The organism is Sulfitobacter sp. S223, from assembly GCF_025143825.1.
Lineage (GTDB): Bacteria > Pseudomonadota > Alphaproteobacteria > Rhodobacterales > Rhodobacteraceae > Sulfitobacter.
Genome location: NZ_CP083560.1, coordinates 1437142 through 1454697, shown reverse-complemented (window position 1 = coordinate 1454697; position 17556 = coordinate 1437142). Strand labels below are relative to the sequence as shown.

The 17556-nt window shown below is 56.6% G+C and carries 22 protein-coding genes; all 22 read right to left on the bottom strand.

What is annotated here, in order from left to right; all coding sequences use genetic code 11:
* Positions 1-3: 3 nt before the first annotated feature.
* Positions 4-378 carry a hypothetical protein gene (locus K3757_RS06995; protein ID WP_260000497.1) on the bottom strand — a complete coding sequence of 125 codons (375 nt, stop codon included), beginning with the start codon at positions 376-378 and terminating at the stop codon, positions 4-6.
* A gap of 5 nt (positions 379-383) precedes the next feature.
* A complete protein-coding gene (gene nuoG, locus K3757_RS06990) occupies positions 384-2399 on the bottom strand; it encodes an NADH-quinone oxidoreductase subunit NuoG (protein WP_260000495.1) in 2016 nt (671 codons plus the stop codon).
* Between the two features lie 4 nt (positions 2400-2403).
* Positions 2404-2805: a DUF5333 domain-containing protein gene (locus K3757_RS06985; protein ID WP_260000493.1), complete on the bottom strand. Its 402-nt coding sequence runs from the start codon at positions 2803-2805 to the stop codon at positions 2404-2406.
* Between the two features lie 112 nt (positions 2806-2917).
* Positions 2918-3250 (bottom strand): hypothetical protein, encoded by a 333-nt coding sequence (locus K3757_RS06980; RefSeq protein ID WP_260000491.1) that lies wholly within the window; start codon positions 3248-3250, stop codon positions 2918-2920.
* A gap of 90 nt (positions 3251-3340) precedes the next feature.
* Positions 3341-3580 (bottom strand): hypothetical protein, encoded by a 240-nt coding sequence (locus K3757_RS06975; RefSeq protein WP_260000489.1) that lies wholly within the window; start codon positions 3578-3580, stop codon positions 3341-3343.
* Positions 3581-3590: 10 nt separating this feature from the next.
* Complete coding sequence (locus K3757_RS06970; RefSeq protein ID WP_260001206.1) at positions 3591-4049, bottom strand: DUF3291 domain-containing protein; 459 nt, start codon at positions 4047-4049, stop codon at positions 3591-3593.
* A 147-nt stretch (positions 4050-4196) separates the two neighbouring features.
* Positions 4197-4604 (bottom strand): MAPEG family protein, encoded by a 408-nt coding sequence (locus K3757_RS06965; RefSeq protein ID WP_260000487.1) that lies wholly within the window; start codon positions 4602-4604, stop codon positions 4197-4199.
* 4 nt (positions 4605-4608) lie between these two features.
* A complete protein-coding gene (gene nuoF / locus K3757_RS06960; protein WP_260000485.1) occupies positions 4609-5901 on the bottom strand; it encodes an NADH-quinone oxidoreductase subunit NuoF in 1293 nt (430 codons plus the stop codon).
* Between the two features lie 5 nt (positions 5902-5906).
* Complete coding sequence (locus K3757_RS06955) at positions 5907-6131, bottom strand: DUF5337 domain-containing protein (RefSeq protein WP_260000483.1); 225 nt, start codon at positions 6129-6131, stop codon at positions 5907-5909.
* 15 nt (positions 6132-6146) lie between these two features.
* The gene (locus K3757_RS06950; RefSeq protein WP_260000481.1) at positions 6147-7139 is read right to left on the bottom strand and encodes an endonuclease; all 993 of its coding nucleotides are present in this window, start codon (positions 7137-7139) and stop codon (positions 6147-6149) included.
* A gap of 37 nt (positions 7140-7176) precedes the next feature.
* Positions 7177-8436 (bottom strand): NADH-quinone oxidoreductase subunit E, encoded by a 1260-nt coding sequence (locus K3757_RS06945; protein WP_260000479.1) that lies wholly within the window; start codon positions 8434-8436, stop codon positions 7177-7179.
* Positions 8436-8744, bottom strand: coding sequence for a hypothetical protein (locus K3757_RS06940; RefSeq protein ID WP_260000477.1), 309 nt, complete (start codon positions 8742-8744; stop codon positions 8436-8438). Before K3757_RS06940 ends, K3757_RS06945 begins: the two co-directional genes overlap by 1 nt.
* An 8-nt stretch (positions 8745-8752) precedes the next feature.
* The gene (locus K3757_RS06935) at positions 8753-9979 is read right to left on the bottom strand and encodes an NADH-quinone oxidoreductase subunit D (protein WP_260000475.1); all 1227 of its coding nucleotides are present in this window, start codon (positions 9977-9979) and stop codon (positions 8753-8755) included.
* Positions 9976-10581, bottom strand: a complete 606-nt coding sequence (locus K3757_RS06930; protein ID WP_260000474.1) for an NADH-quinone oxidoreductase subunit C — start codon at positions 10579-10581, stop codon at positions 9976-9978. The genes K3757_RS06935 and K3757_RS06930 overlap by 4 nt, the downstream gene beginning before the upstream one ends.
* Positions 10578-11117, bottom strand: a complete 540-nt coding sequence (locus K3757_RS06925; protein ID WP_184564067.1) for an NADH-quinone oxidoreductase subunit B family protein — start codon at positions 11115-11117, stop codon at positions 10578-10580. Before K3757_RS06925 ends, K3757_RS06930 begins: the two co-directional genes overlap by 4 nt.
* Positions 11108-11473, bottom strand: a complete 366-nt coding sequence (locus K3757_RS06920) for an NADH-quinone oxidoreductase subunit A (protein WP_260000469.1) — start codon at positions 11471-11473, stop codon at positions 11108-11110. Before K3757_RS06920 ends, K3757_RS06925 begins: the two co-directional genes overlap by 10 nt.
* Before the next feature lie 158 nt (positions 11474-11631).
* Positions 11632-12702 (bottom strand): glycosyltransferase family 2 protein, encoded by a 1071-nt coding sequence (locus K3757_RS06915; RefSeq protein ID WP_260000467.1) that lies wholly within the window; start codon positions 12700-12702, stop codon positions 11632-11634.
* Between the two features lie 138 nt (positions 12703-12840).
* Entirely contained in the window at positions 12841-13623 is a 783-nt protein-coding gene (locus tag K3757_RS06910) for a crotonase/enoyl-CoA hydratase family protein (RefSeq protein WP_260000465.1), read from the bottom strand.
* 34 nt (positions 13624-13657) lie between these two features.
* Positions 13658-14512, bottom strand: a complete 855-nt coding sequence (locus K3757_RS06905) for a hydroxymethylglutaryl-CoA lyase (RefSeq protein ID WP_260000463.1) — start codon at positions 14510-14512, stop codon at positions 13658-13660.
* Positions 14513-14539: 27 nt separating this feature from the next.
* Positions 14540-15199 carry a glutathione S-transferase family protein gene (locus tag K3757_RS06900; protein WP_260000461.1) on the bottom strand — a complete coding sequence of 220 codons (660 nt, stop codon included), beginning with the start codon at positions 15197-15199 and terminating at the stop codon, positions 14540-14542.
* Entirely contained in the window at positions 15196-17139 is a 1944-nt protein-coding gene (locus tag K3757_RS06895; protein WP_260000459.1) for an acetyl/propionyl/methylcrotonyl-CoA carboxylase subunit alpha, read from the bottom strand. The genes K3757_RS06900 and K3757_RS06895 overlap by 4 nt, the downstream gene beginning before the upstream one ends.
* Positions 17139-17555 (bottom strand): ASCH domain-containing protein, encoded by a 417-nt coding sequence (locus K3757_RS06890; protein ID WP_260000457.1) that lies wholly within the window; start codon positions 17553-17555, stop codon positions 17139-17141. Before K3757_RS06890 ends, K3757_RS06895 begins: the two co-directional genes overlap by 1 nt.
* Between the last annotated feature and the right edge of the window lies 1 nt (position 17556).

Here is a 17556-nt window from a genome sequence, read left to right as displayed (position 1 = left end):
TCCTCACACCGTAGGAATGCCTTGTTCGCGGCAGTTTTGCGTGACCACCTCGGCATCAATAGTCTTCAAGCCTTTAGGCAGGCTCGGCGAGATTGTGTAAACAGCATCGGCACGCCAAATGCCACCCTCAATTGCCACATTTGTCCTTACATGACGTGCAAAACCATACCCGCGAATTAACGTATACTGCGCTGCAGCACATTCTGCGTAGGCCGCGACATTTTCTGACGCCAAAGCCTTCGTCATAGCAACATTAAACTGCACCAGATCGCCATCCAGCAAAACAGTCTCTACCCCTTTGTATTCAGGGATAAAGTCTTCGGCTGTGGGAATCGCTGGCGTGCAAGCGGCAGCCGCCAGCAAAGCGATCAGGCCCATGCTTCTCACTCTGCCGCCATAGCCTTCGTACGACGTGCTTTGGCGTTGGACGAAAGTTCGGCCATCAGGCTGGACGCCCGTGCAATCGGGTTTGAGAGATAGAAATCGGCAATCGCATAAGAGAACGGCGCGGAATCAATCTTGCCCTTGGGCTCAACCGACCACGTGTTTTCCGCCAGCTGATCGACCTGCCCCAGATGTGGATGCGCTTTGACAAGCGCCTGACGCAGTGCGGCAATCGAATCAAATGGCAATACCGCATCCAGCTCGGCGCTAAGGGCGCGCAGGATGGCCCAGTTTTCTTTCGCCTGACCGGGTGCAAAGCTGGCGCGTTGGGCCAGCTGCGGACGGCCTTCTGTGTTTACGAACAATGCTGATTCTTCGGTATAGGCGGCGGCTGGCAGGATGATGTCTGCGCGGTGCGCACCACGATCACCATGACTGCCCTGATAGATAACGAACGGACCGGCTGGAATATCGCCTTCATCTGCACCAAGGTTATAGATCACGTCAGCTTCAAGCACATCCGTGATGCCGTTCGGAGCCACAGCGCCAACATCCATTGCGCCGACACGGGACGCGGCAGTGTGCAACACCATGAAACCGGACTTTGTGCTTTCAACAAGAGCCATCGCAGCCGCCAGAACCGCGGCGCCATCTTCCCGCGCCAAGGCGCCCATGCCGACGATGATCATCGAAGATTTTTCAGCCACGTCGGAATGATCACGCTTCAGCAGATCATCCATGACCTGTGGTGCGTCGCCAATGTGGTTGTATTCATAGGTCAGATCGACTTTCGGACCAACCAGCCCTACGTCGCAGCCTTTGCTCCACGCTTTGCGGATGCGGGCGTTCAGAACAGGCGCTTCAACAGCAGGATTGGTGCCGATCAACATGATCGCTTCGCAGGTATCGATATCTTCTATAGTGGCAGTGCCGACATAACCGGACCGGTTACCGGCGGGCAGTTTTGCCCCGTCGGTGCGGGATTCGACAACGCCGCCCTGCCCCTCGATCAATTGCTTCAGCGCAAAGGCTGCCTCAACAGGAGCCAGATCACCGACCAGACCGCCAAGCTTTTTACCCTTCATCGCAGCAGCAGCAGCTGCCAACGCTTCGGGCCAGTCGGCTTTACGCAGCTTGCCGTTCTCACGGATGTAAGGAGTATCAAGGCGCTGTTTGCGCAGACCGTCCCAGACAAAGCGCGTCTTGTCGGAAATCCATTCTTCGTTCACGCCGTCATTGTTACGCGGCAGGAAGCGCATGACTTCACGGCCCTTCGTATCTACGCGGATGTTGGAACCAAGGGCATCCATCACGTCGATCGATTCTGTTTTGCTCAGTTCCCAAGGACGCGCGGTGAATGCGTAAGGCTTGGAGACCAACGCACCAACAGGGCACAGATCAATAATGTTACCCTGCAGGTTGCTATCAAGTGTTTCGCCCAGATAGGCGGTAATTTCTGCATCCTCGCCGCGGCCGGTTTGCCCCATCTGCGTGATGCCTGCCACTTCGGTGGTAAAGCGCACACAGCGGGTGCAAGAGATGCAGCGTGTCATATGCGTTTCGACCAGCGGGCCAAGATCCAGATCATCTGTCGCGCGCTTCGGCTCACGGTAGCGGGAGAAATCCACACCGTAGGCCATCGCCTGATCCTGAAGATCGCATTCGCCACCCTGATCGCAGATCGGGCAATCCAGCGGATGGTTGATGAGCAGAAATTCCATCACGCCCTCGCGGGCTTTCTTCACCATGGGTGAATTGGTTTTCACAACGGGCGGCTGGCCTTCGGGGCCCGGGCGCAGATCACGCACCTGCATCGCGCAGGATGCCGCAGGCTTTGGCGGGCCGCCAACCACTTCAACAAGACACATCCGGCAGTTACCGGCGATCGACAGACGTTCGTGGTAGCAAAAACGCGGAACTTCCACGCCTGCCTGCTCACACGCCTGAATGAGCGTCATAGCGCCCTCGGCTTCGATTTCCTTACCGTCGATGATGATCTTGCGAATATCGCTCATGATGTCACTTTTCTCTCAGCAACGAGCCGATGCGGCTCGATTTTTGAATCTCTTTGCGCCCTAGCGCGCAATAGCTTTGCGGGTCAGATGCTACAACCCCGTTGGCGCGGAAATATGCATCGCCCTTGGCCCGCAACCGCGCCTTTTCCTTGTCCGAGTCGCCATACTCTTCGATCTGCGCGTCGGTAAAACCCAAGGATCGCGCCTCTGCGCGCACCTGACGATACAACGTCAGCGCCTTTATAATGCGGGCAGAAATCTCCGGACATTCTTTCCGGATTTTGTCTGCAACCGCAACGTCGAATACTGCGTTATCGATCGACTTTACATCACGCAGGTTGCCTTGGGCCGCTGCAATCCCGGCCGACAGTGAAATAAGACTAATTGTTAAGATCAGGTTACGCATTACTCAGTCCTCATATGCTTTCATGGGCTTTTGCCCTTGCTTGCATGTGCAGGTTAGTCCCCTTGTTATTCAATATCAGCACCGCCTTTTGTCAGGCGTCACCGGTTTTTGTCTATCGTGAGCTAGGGCAACGGCCCTGCAATGTCAGCACATCATTCACGACGCTGAGCTGTTCAGTCGGCGTGTCCGGCCCGACTGTCCATTCGATATCGGATGATCCGAAGTAGTTTACGCAATGGATGATCGCCTCATACTGGCCAGCGGCCAAAGCCCCTTCCACAGATTTTGACACTGGTTTGACGGTGACTGTGAAGACATCAAGCTGCCGGTCCACTTTGCGCAATTTTGCGTTGAAGTACTGCCCGTCAAACAGGATGCGGTCTTCGGATGATGTGCAGCCTGCTGTCAGTCCGGCACATACCACAAGCGCAGTCCAAATCTTCATCACTGTCTCCTCCACACGCTTTGGTGCGGTTATTTACAAACTTGCGCCCGTTATCGCCGAAATTGTCGGACAGGGCCAGTGCTTCTTCGCCTATCCCCTTTTTCGCTCCCGCAAAGGAGAAATTCCGTCCAACGCCTTGCGCAAGAACGCAATAGCCAAGTTAAGCCCGACATAGAGCATCCCCACCAACAGCACATAGATCCAAGGTGTCACCAAGCCACCGGAAACCGCCAGATAAGTGGCCCAGGAAGGCCCGGCAAACACGCCAAGCGTCAGCAGAAATGCCCCGAAGCTTAGCAGACCGTCCAAGATATTACGGACAAAACCCATGTACGATCTCCTATTCTTTACAGACCTGCGTCGTCGCATAGTCCCAGCCGAAAGCTATGTCACTGTCGCCATGTTCCTCAAGGTGCCTGAACCGCGTGATCGCCTCATGCATATCAGGGCGGTGGTTAACCGGAACCCACCACATCGCAAATCGCAGACTTTCGACCGCGTCATACCATTCCGCGCGGCGGTCATAAAAACGTTTGTGCACGGTGTTCCAGACGAAATGTTCAAGGCTGGCGACATCTTCCCAGACTGACAGCGTGCTTGCGGTGCGCGGATTACCTCCCAATGGACCATCGGGATCATTCTGCGCGGCATCCATCGCCTCGCCGTCCATCATCCAGACAAATCCCCGAGAACGCTTCGCAACGCGATTGACCAGATCAAGCCCATCCACAAAGCCCCGCACACGCGGATCGTCCCAGTCATGTTTGAGAACACCGAGGTTCAACTCGGCTAGATGCATCTGCGCCACCCGGCTACTCCATCAAAAGGCATGACCGTGATAAACCAGAAACCCGAAGCATACAAAGCCGCTGCTGGCGTGGTAGCTGTGGCCAGACAACAGGCCACAGCAGATCATAAAAGGAATTTCAGATTCCGCGCGGGTTTCTTAGAAAACCGCGAACAAGACAATCACCGCCAGCGCAATGATGCAGACCAAGCCCACCACAAAGCAGAGTGAACGGGCTGGCTGGTTTTCTGTCTTGATGTGGACCACGGCCATCGCCACACGCGCCACCACATAAAGCGATGCAAAGAGGTTTACCCAGAAAACCGATCCTCCGGCCAGAATGGCCGCAATGGTCACCGCGATGAACGGACCGCCGCCTTCAACCGCATTCATGAACGCGCGTTCTCGGCGGTAGACAGGGTCGCTATAGTCCCGCTTGGGCTTCCCGCAATCGCAGCGGTTCTCTGCCGTACGTCCAATTGTGGACAGCATCGAAAGCACACAAACCAGCAGCGCCCAAAGGGCCAGTGCTGCAATCGCGTGGGCGTAGGGTGCGAAAATTTCCATGCTGCTATTCCGCCGCTACAGGAGAAACCGTGCCACGCTTGTGCGCAATCCGGTCTTCAATTTCGTCGCGGAAGTGACGGATAAGCCCCTGAATAGGCCAAGCAGCCGCATCGCCGAGCGCACAAATGGTATGGCCTTCGACTTGCTTGGTAACGTCAAGCAACATGTCGATCTCTTCGGGATCGGCGTCACCTTTAACAAGACGATCCATCACACGCATCATCCAACCTGTGCCTTCGCGGCAGGGTGTACACTGACCACAGCTTTCGTGCTTGTAGAATTTCGCCAGACGCCAGATCGCTTTGATCACATCAGTTGACTGGTCCATTACGATGACCGCAGCCGTTCCAAGGCCCGATCGCTGCTCACGCAGATAGTCGAAATCCATGATCGCGTTGCGCATTTCCTTTCCGGGAATCATCGGAACAGACGATCCACCCGGGATAACAGCCTTCAGGTTGTCCCATCCGCCACGAATACCGCCGCAGTGCTTTTCAATCAGTTCTTCGAACGAAATGCTCATCGCTTCTTCAACCACGCACGGGTTGTTCACATGCCCCGAGATCGCGAACAGCTTTGTGCCTGCGTTGTTCGGGCGGCCAAATCCAGCAAACCAACCACCACCACGGCGTAGGATGGTCGGGACGACCGCGATGCTTTCTACGTTGTTCACAGTTGTCGGGCAACCATAAAGGCCCGCACCTGCAGGGAACGGTGGTTTCATCCGCGGCATGCCCTTTTTGCCCTCGAGGCTTTCAAGCAAAGCAGTCTCTTCACCGCAGATGTATGCCCCTGCCCCGTGGTGCAGGTAGATGTCGAAATCCCAACCGGATTTTGCGGCGTTCTTGCCCACCAGACCGGCCTCATAGGCTTCGTCGATGGCGTTTTGCAGCGCCTCTTTTTCGCGGATGTATTCGCCGCGAATGTAGATGTAGCAAGCATTCGCATTCATCGCGAAGCTTGCAATCAGGCAGCCCTCGATCAGCGTGTGCGGATCGTGGCGCATGATCTCACGGTCTTTACATGTGCCGGGTTCGGATTCGTCGGCGTTAACCACCAGATAGCTGGGGCGGCCGTCGCTTTCTTTCGGCATGAAGGACCATTTCAGACCAGTCGGAAAACCCGCACCACCACGGCCACGCAAACCGGAAGCTTTCATCTCGTCGATGATCCAGTCGCGGCCTTTCTTGATGATTGCCGCCGTACCATCCCAATGGCCACGCGCCTGCGCACCCTTGAGGGTACGGTCATGCATGCCGTAGATATTCGTGAAAATCCGGTCTTTGTCCTGCAACATGATGCTTATCCGTCTTTCTCAGACTGGCGCTGACGCCACATTCTGAATGCTTGTATAAAGACCCACAAGAACATGGCCGCAATGCCAAGCTCCAGAAGGCCCATTGTCTGATTTGACCACCCGTAAGTGGCCCCAGCGAACTCAATCCCCATAAAGGCGAAAGCGCCCACAACGCTCACCAAAGCAAGGCGCCGCCCGTTACGTGACAGTGTGTCGTCGTTGTTAGCCACGGACGGCTCCTAAACTCAGGTTTTCTTTTTGCGCGCCGAGAATTCGGTCTCGCCGCCTTTTGCCAGAATCTTGGCTTGTGACATCCAGTCGTCGCGCTCGATCCGTCCCTTGAAGCGCAGATTCTCATCGACCCACGCGATGTCTTTCTTCTTCCATTTTGCGACCTGATCGAAATGGTAGACACCCAGATCGTTCAATGTCTGCTCCAGTTTGGGACCAACACCGCTGATCAGCTTGAGGTTATCTTTACCCTCAGCGCGCGGCGCGCTCAGCATCTCTGGCTTCTTGCTGGCAGGGGCTGCGGCCTTAGCTTTGTTCGCTGCAGCTGCCGCCTTTGCTTTGGGTGCCGCAGGTGCAGCTTTTGCTTTCGGTGCGGCAGCAGCTGCTTTTGGCTTCGCTGTTGCTGCTTTGGCTTTGGCCGCTGGTTTCGCTTTTGGCGCAGCTTTGGCTTTGCTTGCGTCAGATGCAGAGGATTTAGCGGTAGTTTTCGCAGCCTTTGCCTCCGCGTCCGAAACGTCAGAAGGTTCGGCGACTGGCATGCTCAAAGCGGCGGACGGCGTGGTATTGACCTGCGCCATTGTGCCCGATGGGGCTGAGGTGTCTGATGCAGCGGTAGAAATATCAACAGGGCTGGCTGTGTCTTCCTTCGCGGCAGAAACATCGGCCGACGCAGCAGCAGCGGCAGCGCCTGCACTTGTTGTCTGTGCGGTTGTTGTCGACGCTTGCGTGGCAGAGCTCGCGACGGTTTTGCTGTCCGCTGAAGTTAAGCCTACGGTTGTACCAGATTTAACCGAAGACGACTCCGCCCCTGTCGATGCTTGCGATCTACACATTGTCAGCATCAACACGACGCCCAGAATGAAGCCAAGAAGCGCACCGGTGAAGATCGCCTTAAACGCGCCGAAATCGGCCAACGCATACAGCAACACCATCGCAAGCAATCCCGCCAGTGCAGCAACCAACCAACAGGTTTTCTGGCACTCCGTATTTTTTTCTTTAAAAGCCATGTCTTTACTTTATCCCCCAGATGGACTGTGTCAGCCGCTATTCATAGCGGCCGTCTTTTCCAGCCCTTGCAGAGAATTCAGTTTCTTCCCCCCGCGCAAGCCGGCCCGCCTGATCAACCCAATTGTCGCGCGACGCGCGGCCTTTGAACCCCTCAAGGTTCTGGTCAACCCATGCGAGCTCATCTTGCCCCCATTTTGCGATTTGGTCAAAATGGAAAAAGCCCATTGTATTCAACATGGTCTCAAGCTTGGGACCAACGCCCTTGATCATCTTGAGGTCATCGGCACCCGACTTACGCGGTGCTTTCATGGTGCGTGGCTTCTTACCGGCACCTGTGGATGCCTTGCCGGATTCCGCTTTGGTGTCTGTTTTCGGTGCAGGCGCAACCTTGCCACGGGCGGGTTTGGCCTTGGCTTTCGCCTCGGGTGCCTCGCCTGCCGCTTCTGAAACTTGATCAGACGCAGCGCCAACGGAACGCGTGGCAGATTTCTCTGCTTTGGTCCGACCGCCCTGCGCGCCATCCGGACCGGACGGCGGCATCATGTCATCACGCTTTGCCTTTGCGGGCGCTTTGCCTTTATTGGCAGCTTTGCCCTGCCATGGCGCTAGCAGTGGTACTTCGGTGCCGTCGATCCGTTTAACCGTATCGCCGATATCAGACGCCAGCTGTACGGAGGCATTATACTGCGTCTTGCCGCTGTCGTATTCGGTCAGAGAGGTCAGCCCGCCAAGTGGCTCCGACGCATAACGCCCGTTTTGGGGTCCGGGTGTCGGCACCTTACCTTCAGCAAGCTCATCCAACATCTGTGTAAAACGCTCGGCAGTCAGATCTTCGTAATAGTCTTTGCCGATCTGCGCCATTGGTGCGTTCGAGCAAGCGCCCAGACATTCGACCTCTTCCCAAGAGAACTTACCATCCGCTGAAAGCTGGTGTGCTTTCGGGGCGATCTTTTCTTTGCAGATACCGATCAGGTCCTCTGCCCCGCAAATCATACAGGACGTCGTGCCGCAAACCTGAATATGCGCAACGGAACCAACAGGTTGAAGCTGGAACATAAAGTAGAAAGTCGCGACTTCTAGTCCGCGAATATATGCCAGACCCAACATTTCAGATACATGTTCGATCGCGGGGCGTGACAACCAGCCCTCTTGCTCCTGAGCGCGCCACAACAACGGAATGATCGCCGATGCCTGACGGCCCTCGGGGTATTTCGTTATCTGCGCTTCTGCCCATGCTTGGTTAGCTGGGGTAAAGGCAAATGCTTCGGGTTGTTCGGGGTGTAATCTACGTAGCATCAGTTGCCACCTATAGTAAGTTTTTCTAATTCTTGGACACTTAAACATGTCCAGCGAGGTAGATAGCCCGGTGATATTGCCACGCCTTGCTCGACCTGAGCAAAAATGCCTTTTTGAATATCAAATCGGCACAGATATCCGCCATCAGCAGATGCAGAGAGAAGCATATCGGGAGCAATCATTGAAGTGCTCGTAGACTTGGCAAGCACTTCAGATATACCATAAATCGAAAGCGACGTCTCCGCGAGCGCCGCTTGCGAAGACAATTGGGAGAAAACCAGAGCCAGCGCGGCGAGCAGTTTAGGCATCTGTGCCGTCACCGGTCTACCTCACCAAATACGATATCCATCGTACCAATGATCGCAGCCACATCAGCCAGCTGGTGTCCCTTGGCGATATAGTCCATCGCTTGCAGGTGTAAATAGCCCGGCGCGCGCAGCTTGGCGCGGTACGGTTTATTGGAGCCATCGGCAACAAGATACACGCCGAACTCGCCCTTGGGTGCTTCAACGGCCGCATAAACTTCACCGGCAGGTACGTGGAAGCCTTCGGTGTAAAGCTTGAAGTGGTGGATCAGGCTTTCCATCGAGGTTTTCATATCCGTGCGGTTGGGCGGCGTGATCTTGCCACGGGCAAGGATATCGCCCTTCCCTTCCGGTGCGCGCAGCTTTTCAATCGCCTGCAACATGATACTGGCGGACTGGCGCATTTCTTCCATGCGTACCAGATAGCGGTCATAGCAGTCGCCATTCACGCCAACAGGTATCTGGAAGTCAAATTCGTCGTAGCATTCGTACGGCTGTGAGCGGCGCAGATCCCATGCAAGGCCGGAGCCGCGCACCATCACGCCGGAGAACCCCCAATCAGAGATGTCTTGTTCAGTCACAACACCGATATCGACGTTGCGCTGTTTGAAGATGCGGTTTTCTGTCAGCAACGTGTCGATATCGATCATGAAGCCGCTCAGGAATTTATGCGTCCAAGTCTCGATATCGTCGATCAGCGCATCAGGCAGATCCTGATGCACACCACCGGGGCGGAAGTACGCCGCGTGCAGACGCGCGCCACATGCACGTTCATAAAAGATCATCAGATCTTCGCGCTCTTCAAAGCCCCACAGCGGTGGGGTCAGCGCGCCAACGTCCATCGCCTGCGTGGTGACGTTCAGAAGGTGTGACAGAATACGGCCGATCTCGGAGTAAAGCACACGGATCAGGCTTGCGCGGCGGGGTACTTCTACGCCCGTCAGACGCTCGATCGCCAAGCACCAGGCATGCTCTTGGTTCATCGGCGCCACGTAATCCAACCGGTCGAAATACGGCAGGTTTTGCAGGTACGTGCGGCTTTCCATCAGCTTTTCAGTGCCACGGTGCAGCAGGCCGATGTGCGGATCGCAGCGCTCTACAATCTCGCCGTCCAGCTCAAGCACCAGACGCAAAACGCCGTGTGCCGCAGGGTGCTGCGGGCCGAAGTTGATGTTGAAGTTGCGGATTTTCTGTTCGCCTGTCAGGGCGTCTTCGAAACCTTTGGTGCCGTCCATCATTTGGAGGCCTCCTTCTCATCACCGGGCAGGATGTATTCGGCACCCTCCCATGGGGACATGAAATCAAACTGGCGGTATTCCTGAACAAGCGAAACAGGTTCATAGACAACCCGCTTTTCCGCCTCGTCATAACGTACTTCAGTGTAACCCGTTGTCGGGAAATCCTTGCGCAGCGGGTGCCCACGGAAACCATAGTCCGTCAACAGACGGCGCAGATCGGGGTGACCAGAAAACAGAATCCCGAACATGTCAAAGACTTCACGCTCGAACCAGTTGGCAGAGGGGTGAATATCGACGATTGACGGAACCATGGCTTCTTCGCGTGCGGCAACACGCAAACGAATCCGCTGGTTCTGGTACATCGACAGGAAGTGGTAGACGACATCAAACCGCTTCGCACGGCCCGTGTAGTCAACAGCCGTGATATCCACCAAAGACGTGAAGCGGCAGGTTGCGTCACTTTTCAGGAACTCGACCAGACCAGTGATGTTGGCCATCGTGACGTCAAGGTTCAGCTCTCCGTGGGATACATCCCAGCCCAGCACACAATCCGGGCGTTTGGCTTCGATATAGCCGCCAAGTTCTGTCAGTGCATCGCTCATCGTACAATCGTCCCTGTCCGGCGCATTTTGCGTTGCAGCTGCATGATGCCGTATAGCAGCGCCTCCGCCGTGGGAGGGCAGCCGGGCACGTAGATGTCGACAGGAACGATCCGGTCACACCCGCGCACAACGCTATAGCTATAGTGATAGTAGCCGCCACCATTCGCACAGGACCCCATCGAGATCACATACCGGGGTTCTGGCATCTGGTCATAAACCTTGCGCAGGGCGGGTGCCATTTTGTTGGTCAGCGTGCCGGCCACAATCATCAGATCGGATTGACGCGGGCTGGCGCGTGGCGCTGTGCCAAAACGCTCAAGGTCATAGCGCGGCATGGACGTGTGCATCATCTCAACCGCGCAACAGGCCAGACCAAAGGTCATCCAGTGCAGCGAGCCGGTGCGCGCCCAATTGATCAGATCCTCTGTCGAGGTCAGCAAAAAGCCCTTGTCTTGCAGCGACGCGTTCAGCTGTTGCGTCGCAACATCGCGGTCCATGCCGGCTGTCGCGGGCATGTTTGTCTGGGTTACTGCCATTCGAGCGCCCCTTTCTTCCATTCGTATGCAAAGCCTGCGGTCAGTACCGCAAGAAAGACCATCATAGACCAGAATGCCGCCATCGAAATGTCGCCAAACGCCACAGCCCAAGGGAACAGAAAGGCAATCTCGAGGTCAAAAATGATGAACAGGATCGAGACGAGGTAGAATCGCACGTCGAACTTCATGCGGGCATCGTCGAAGGCATTGAACCCGCACTCATAAGCCGAGACCTTTTCAGGGTCCGGATTCCGCACCGCAATCACGGCGGCAGCAAGGATAAGTGCAAGTCCCAAGCCAATGGCGACAAAAAGAAAAATCAGGATCGGCAGGTATTCCCTAAGCATATCGTCCAAGGGTGGCTCCTTTCTCGGATGGCAGCGGCAAACCTACCGCGCAACGCTTTATAGGGGTTTAGCCCTGCAAGGTCATGGGGTCAACGGGATGCGGCGGGGAAAGGTGGTCTATGGCGCGGGCAAATTTGCGTATTTTTCGCCGACTGCTCGCAAAGGGATCATTTACTCTCCGCCTTTGTCGCAGCAACTGCCGCCTGCTCACGCGTCAGAAATTCCTCAAATACCGGCGACTGGACCAAAAAATTCTGGTCATATAGCGCCTCGACCCCTTCCCACTGCAAGGCATCCTGAGAATAGAACGAGATGTCCGGCGTATTGGCGATCACGTCCAGCCGCAGCTTGTTCTCACCGTGGGTCAGGATGCCGTCGCGCAATGTTTGCAGGTCACGCCCAAAGGGATCGTCGGTGAATTTATAGTGTCTGATAACTGCGCTGAAATCCGCAACGCGCACATGTGCGGCCACATGGGGATGCGGATTTGGCCAAGTATCATCATCAACAAAGACCAGCGGATGCTTGGTCAGGCAACACATCTCTCCAAATATCTTTTGGCGCACCCCGCCGAACATAAACTTCAATGTGTCGTTTGAGGTGATATTCGTGCCCATGAAATATGAGAACTCAATGGCCTTATCTTTGTAGTCATAGCGGGTGATCCGGCTCAGATCGTAATACTGGTAATCAGCCACAGCATCCGCAAACCGCGTTTTTGCATAAGACTGGATGCTGCCGACCGGAAACATCTCAAGCATTTGAGCCATCAGCGCGGTGTACCCCTGCCCCGTCAAGTAACGCACCAAACCGGACAAACCCAAATCTTTGCTGCCCTCGAAATCAAATAGCTCGTCCACATCAGCATATAAAACCCAGTGATTATGCGCAAAGCTCTGTGCACCGTGGCGGCGAAAGCCGCTTTCATAGGCCTTCATGGGCAGCGTCGAGCGCAAGATCACCGTCCCCGCCTGCGCCTTTATCTGCGCAACCGTGCTGTCGCTTGAGCCGTTATCAATGAAAACAAAATGCTTGGCACCCAGGGCGCGGTAATGCTTGAAAAACGCTTCAAGATAGAACGCACCATCTTTGACCATCACCACAACCACCACATCGTCCGGCGCAAGATCAAATTGCTTCGGCCCATGAATCTGTTTGATGGATTGCTTCAGCCGCGCGGTTTTGACCAGCTTTTCGATCTTATTCGAAAGCCGCGAAAACAGGGCTGGACGGGCCATATGGCGATACTCCCTAGATCCTGCTGAAAGCCACCTGCAGGTACTTGCACCCAGAACCACGCGGTTCTGTGCCGCCAATCCTAGGGTATCGCACCGGTATTGGAAATATGCGCAGACAGCACTGTCTCAGATTGGCCGCTATACGATCCAAGCCGCTTTGCGCTTTTCAAAGAACGCACCGATGCCTTCTGCGGCTTCTTCGGTTTCCCAGCGCGCGGCCAGCGCAGTAATCGACATTGCCACGGCTTCCTCCGTCGCAGCGCCGCCCAAATCCTGCGCCAGCTTCTTGGCGGCTGCCACAGCACCGGGCGCACAGGCCAAATAGGGGACCACTTCACGCTCAACTGCTGCGTCCAGCTCTGCCTCCGGCACAGCGCGGGATAGCAGACCCAATTCCACCGCCTCGGGCGCACCGAATACACGGCCTGACATGAACACACGGCGCGCGCGGCCCTCGCCCATGCGCGCAATCACGTATGGCCCGATGGTCGCAGGAATGATGCCAAGCTTTGTTTCAGTCAGAGCCATTTTCAGCGTATCAACACCGACCGCCACATCACAGACCGCAGCCATGCCAACACCCCCGCCAAAGGCATTGCCGTGCAAACGACCGATCAGCGGCTTTGGCAGACGGTTGAGCGCCCCTAGCATGGTGGCCAGCTTGCCCGCTTCAGCTGCGCGCGTGGCCGCATCCATGCCCATCTGCTCTTGCATCCAAGCCAGATCACCGCCCGCGCAAAACGTCTTGCCCGCAGCGGCAAGCACAACAACGCGCACCGCTTCATCCGACGCAAGGTCCGCCGCCGCCTGCGTCAGCTCCGCCAGCATCAGCGCGCTCAGCGCATTGTGCTTCTCTGCACGGGCCAGCGTTAGCGTCGCAACCCCGCGGTCATCGGTCTCAATCTTTATCGTTTCAAACATCAGCGTCTCGTTTTGGAAATCTGGAAAATTCTGTTTATCCGCGCATTGCACGTGCCATGTCAGCAGCCTGATTGATCACATCCAGATCAAGACCCGTCTCATAGCCCAGCGCCGTCAGATGCGCTGCAACTGCCTCGGTTGCGACATTGCCGGAAGCACCCGGCGCGTAGGGGCAACCGCCCAAACCGCCCACCGCCGCATCAAAGACGCGTAGGCCAAGCGACAGGCTGGCATCGATGTTGTCAATCGCCCGCCCGCCGGTGTCATGGTAATGTCCCGCAAGGCGGCCAGCGGGCACCACATCGCGCACAGCCAAAAGCATCCGCGCAATGCTGTCTGGCGTGCCTGCACCAATCGTATCGCCCAACGAAATCTCATAACACCCCATCGCAAACAGTTTGTCTGCAATATCGGCCACCGCAGACGGCGCCACCGGCCCGTCATAGGGGCACGCCACAACGCAAGAAATATAGCCTCGCACTGGCAGATCAATGTGCCGTGCCTCTTCCAGAATGGGCGCAAAGCGTTCAATGCTTTCGGCAATCGACGCATTGATGTTCTTTTGCGAAAACCCTTCGGACGCGCTGGCGAAGACGGCGATTTCATCCGCCCCTGCCGCAAGCGCATCGGTGTAGCCATGCATATTGGGTGTCAGTGCAGCGTACCGCACACCATCCTTGCGCGTGATCCCCGCCAGCACCTCACCCGACCCCGCCATCTGCGGAACCCACTTGGGCGATACAAAGCTTGCGCATTCGATACGCGCAAATCCAGCCTCGCTTAGCTTGTTCACCAACGCGATTTTTTCGGCTACCGGAATCTCGCGGGCCTCGTTTTGCAGGCCATCACGCGGGCCGACCTCGAATATCTCACACCGTCCTAAAGTCATCGCATCCTCCCTGTTTTCTCCAGCCTATCACGCAGATAGCTCCCATGGCGGAAAAAATGTCTCTGGAAACAGCTTCTCGTTTTCCGCAGGAAGAGCGGCCTTGAAAGCTGCACGTTCAGTGATCCGCGCGTACCATGCTGTGACCGCCTCAAACCCGTCCAGATGCGCAAAGTAGCGCGCCAGATAGACCGCCTGCCCGACCGAAACATCAGCGGCAGAAAAACCGCCATCCAGCAGGTAATCGCGCCCTGCCAGACGCGCCTCTAACGCGGCATAGCACTTGATCAGCCGCGCGGCTTCCAGCTTCATCACGATAGGACTGCGCATGTGATCTTCACGCAGGGCTACATGCTGTTGGGTCAAGGCTGCGGCATGCTGGCTGATGGTTTCCGCGAAGTGCACCCAGATAAGCCATTGCGCGCGTTCTGGATGCCCCGCGGGGCGGCCCAACACCTCAGGCGAGAACCGCTCACACAGGATTTCGGTGATCGCCCCAGTCTCGAATATCGCGTCCCCGTCTATTTCAAGCGCCGGCACCCGCCCTGCCGGACTTTTTGCAAGATATTCAGGCGCACGCAGGCTTTTGTCGAAAGGATAGGTTTTCACCTCGAAATCGATCCCCAGCTCATTCAACAGCCACAGACTGCGCATAGAACGGCTTTGCGGAACGTGGTGCAGCGTGATCATGCAGCGTCTTCCTCGGGTTCAAGCCGGACAAGTGCCGCACCGGCCTCAACCTGATCACCAGCCTGTGCAAGCACCTCTGCCACCACACCATCACGGGCGGCAAGCAGACTGTGCTCCATTTTCATGGCTTCCAGAATTGCCAGACGGTCCCCAAGAGTGACCCGTTGACCGACCTTGGCAAAGACATCGCGCACCAGACCCGGCATCGGCGCCTCGATAAGGTTGCCGTCCCCTTGCGCGCCTGCTGCCTGAACCAATGGGTCAATCTTTTTAAACGCCAAGCCATAGCCGTCAAAAACGGTAATGGTATCCTCCGCTACGGTCACTGGTGCGGCGGGCAGTCCGCCGATCTGCCAACGGCCGCCAATGCGCTGCGCTTCGACCACTTCTTCGCCGATGTGCCAACGCTGGCTATCCAGACCCAAGATTTCAGATTTGATCGTGTGCTGTTCGCCCGCCCATTCCAAAACGATCTGCTGCATCAATGGCTCCCAAAGGGTGAAGCCCTGCTGCGGCGTAGCATCTATCACGCCCATCGCCGCCATACCGGCCAAGGCCACATGCCGCGGCGCGATTTGCGGGGGCGTGGTCAGCGCATCAATGTCGCGCGCGATCAGGCCGGTATCGACCTCGCCACGCCGGAAGCCCTGATGCCCCGCCAATGCGCCCAGAAACGCAAGGTTTGTCACGGTGCCTGCAACCTCGCACTGCGCCAGCGCCTGACGCAACCGCGCCAAGGCCACATCGCGTGTGGGTCCATGCACAATAACTTTCGCGATCATCGGATCATAGAACGGGCTGATGGTATCACCCGCGCGCACGCCGCTGTCGGCGCGGCAGGCAGGATCAAACGCCAGATGCGTCAGCGTGCCCGTTGCAGGCAAGAAGCCCTTTGGCACGTCTTCGGCATATAGCCGTGCCTCGAATGCGTGACCGCTGATCTCAAGCTCTTCCTGAGCTTTTGGCAGATCTTCACCTGCAGCGACCCGCAGCTGCCATTCAACCAGATCCACGCCGGTGATCGCCTCTGTCACAGGATGCTCTACCTGCAACCGCGTGTTCATCTCCATAAAGAAGAAACCATCGGCCTTCAGCCCGTCAGACCCATCAACGATGAATTCAACCGTACCGGCGCCCTTGTAACCAATCGCTTCGGCTGCGCGCACAGCCGCCTGCCCCATCGCTTCGCGCATCTGGGCGGTCATACCGGGCGCTGGCGCCTCTTCGATCACCTTCTGGTGGCGGCGCTGGAGAGAGCAGTCCCGTTCAAACAGATGCACTGCACTGTTACCATCCCCGAAAACCTGCACCTCGATATGGCGCGGCTGACTGACGAATTTCTCTACCAGAACATCGGCATTGCCAAAGGCTGTTTTCGCCTCGGACCGTGCACTGGCCAAAGCCTCGGCAAAACCGGAGGCTTGCTCAACCAGACGCATGCCCTTGCCGCCGCCGCCTGCCACCGCCTTGATCAGAACGGGATACCCGATCTTGTCAGCCTCGCTTGCCAGAAGATCATCGGATTGATCTTTGCCGTGATAGCCCGGAACGACCGGCACACCGGCCTCAACCATCAGGGCCTTCGCCGCGTCTTTAAGGCCCATCGCGCGGATCGCATCGGCGGAGGGGCCGATAAACACCAGACCGGCAGCTTCTACAGCATCTACAAAATCAGGGTTCTCGCTGAGGAAACCATAGCCCGGATGGATGGCCTGCGCCCCTGTATCAAGGGCCGCCTGAATGATCACATCGCCGCGCAAATAGCTGTCTGCCGGAGCAGAGCCGCCGATATGCACCCCGACGTCTGCCATTGCCACATGTTTCGCCGCCGCATCCGCGTCAGAGTAGACCGCCACGCAGCGGACACCCATTGCTTGCGCTGTTTCCATTACGCGGCAAGCAATCTCACCACGGTTCGCAATCAGGATCGTGTCGAACATTATGCGTAATCCTCTATCAGGGTGAACCGTTCACACATCAGTTTCATATCTGGGGCGAACCCGCCATTACGTCGAAAATAGGCTTCATAACCTGCGCGCCAGTGATCCAGGTCGCGGAACTCACCCTGCGCAGCAACGAATTCATCGTCCATGTCTTCAAACCGGCGGGTCGTTACCTCGACCGTTTCAATCATGACGGCAGGCGTTCCGTCCCAGTTAAGCGCAACATCGCGACGGCCAACTTCGGGCCATGCATCGCCGCCCGCCCCATAGGCAGAAGCCGCTTCGCAGGTTGCGGTTTTTGTGCCGCTGCGCACCAGAGCGATAATGTCTGCGCAGAGCTCTGGCGTGTCACCGAAACGAAAAGTCTCTGCTTCGGGATTTTCGTCGATAATCTGTTGTAAGGTCTTGGCCATA

Excerpts from the sequence above, each read along its gene's own strand:
- K3757_RS06995 (WP_260000497.1), bottom strand. The coding sequence starts at position 378 with ATGGGCCTGATCGCTTTGCTGGCGGCTGCCGCTTGCACGCCAGCGATT.
- nuoG (WP_260000495.1), bottom strand. The coding sequence starts at position 2,399 with ATGAGCGATATTCGCAAGATCATCATCGACGGTAAGGAAATCGAAGCC.
- K3757_RS06985 (WP_260000493.1), bottom strand. The coding sequence starts at position 2,805 with ATGCGTAACCTGATCTTAACAATTAGTCTTATTTCACTGTCGGCCGGG.
- K3757_RS06980 (WP_260000491.1), bottom strand. The coding sequence starts at position 3,250 with ATGAAGATTTGGACTGCGCTTGTGGTATGTGCCGGACTGACAGCAGGC.
- K3757_RS06975 (WP_260000489.1), bottom strand. The coding sequence starts at position 3,580 with ATGGGTTTTGTCCGTAATATCTTGGACGGTCTGCTAAGCTTCGGGGCA.
- K3757_RS06970 (WP_260001206.1), bottom strand. The coding sequence starts at position 4,049 with ATGCATCTAGCCGAGTTGAACCTCGGTGTTCTCAAACATGACTGGGAC.
- K3757_RS06965 (WP_260000487.1), bottom strand. The coding sequence starts at position 4,604 with ATGGAAATTTTCGCACCCTACGCCCACGCGATTGCAGCACTGGCCCTT.
- nuoF (WP_260000485.1), bottom strand. The coding sequence starts at position 5,901 with ATGTTGCAGGACAAAGACCGGATTTTCACGAATATCTACGGCATGCAT.
- K3757_RS06950 (WP_260000481.1), bottom strand. The coding sequence starts at position 7,139 with ATGGCTTTTAAAGAAAAAAATACGGAGTGCCAGAAAACCTGTTGGTTG.
- K3757_RS06945 (WP_260000479.1), bottom strand. The coding sequence starts at position 8,436 with ATGCTACGTAGATTACACCCCGAACAACCCGAAGCATTTGCCTTTACC.
- K3757_RS06940 (WP_260000477.1), bottom strand. The coding sequence starts at position 8,744 with ATGCCTAAACTGCTCGCCGCGCTGGCTCTGGTTTTCTCCCAATTGTCT.
- K3757_RS06935 (WP_260000475.1), bottom strand. The coding sequence starts at position 9,979 with ATGATGGACGGCACCAAAGGTTTCGAAGACGCCCTGACAGGCGAACAG.
- K3757_RS06930 (WP_260000474.1), bottom strand. The coding sequence starts at position 10,581 with ATGAGCGATGCACTGACAGAACTTGGCGGCTATATCGAAGCCAAACGC.
- K3757_RS06925 (WP_184564067.1), bottom strand. The coding sequence starts at position 11,117 with ATGGCAGTAACCCAGACAAACATGCCCGCGACAGCCGGCATGGACCGC.
- K3757_RS06915 (WP_260000467.1), bottom strand. The coding sequence starts at position 12,702 with ATGGCCCGTCCAGCCCTGTTTTCGCGGCTTTCGAATAAGATCGAAAAG.
- K3757_RS06910 (WP_260000465.1), bottom strand. The coding sequence starts at position 13,623 with ATGTTTGAAACGATAAAGATTGAGACCGATGACCGCGGGGTTGCGACG.
- K3757_RS06905 (WP_260000463.1), bottom strand. The coding sequence starts at position 14,512 with ATGACTTTAGGACGGTGTGAGATATTCGAGGTCGGCCCGCGTGATGGC.
- K3757_RS06900 (WP_260000461.1), bottom strand. The coding sequence starts at position 15,199 with ATGATCACGCTGCACCACGTTCCGCAAAGCCGTTCTATGCGCAGTCTG.
- K3757_RS06895 (WP_260000459.1), bottom strand. The coding sequence starts at position 17,139 with ATGTTCGACACGATCCTGATTGCGAACCGTGGTGAGATTGCTTGCCGC.
- K3757_RS06890 (WP_260000457.1), bottom strand. The coding sequence starts at position 17,555 with ATGGCCAAGACCTTACAACAGATTATCGACGAAAATCCCGAAGCAGAG.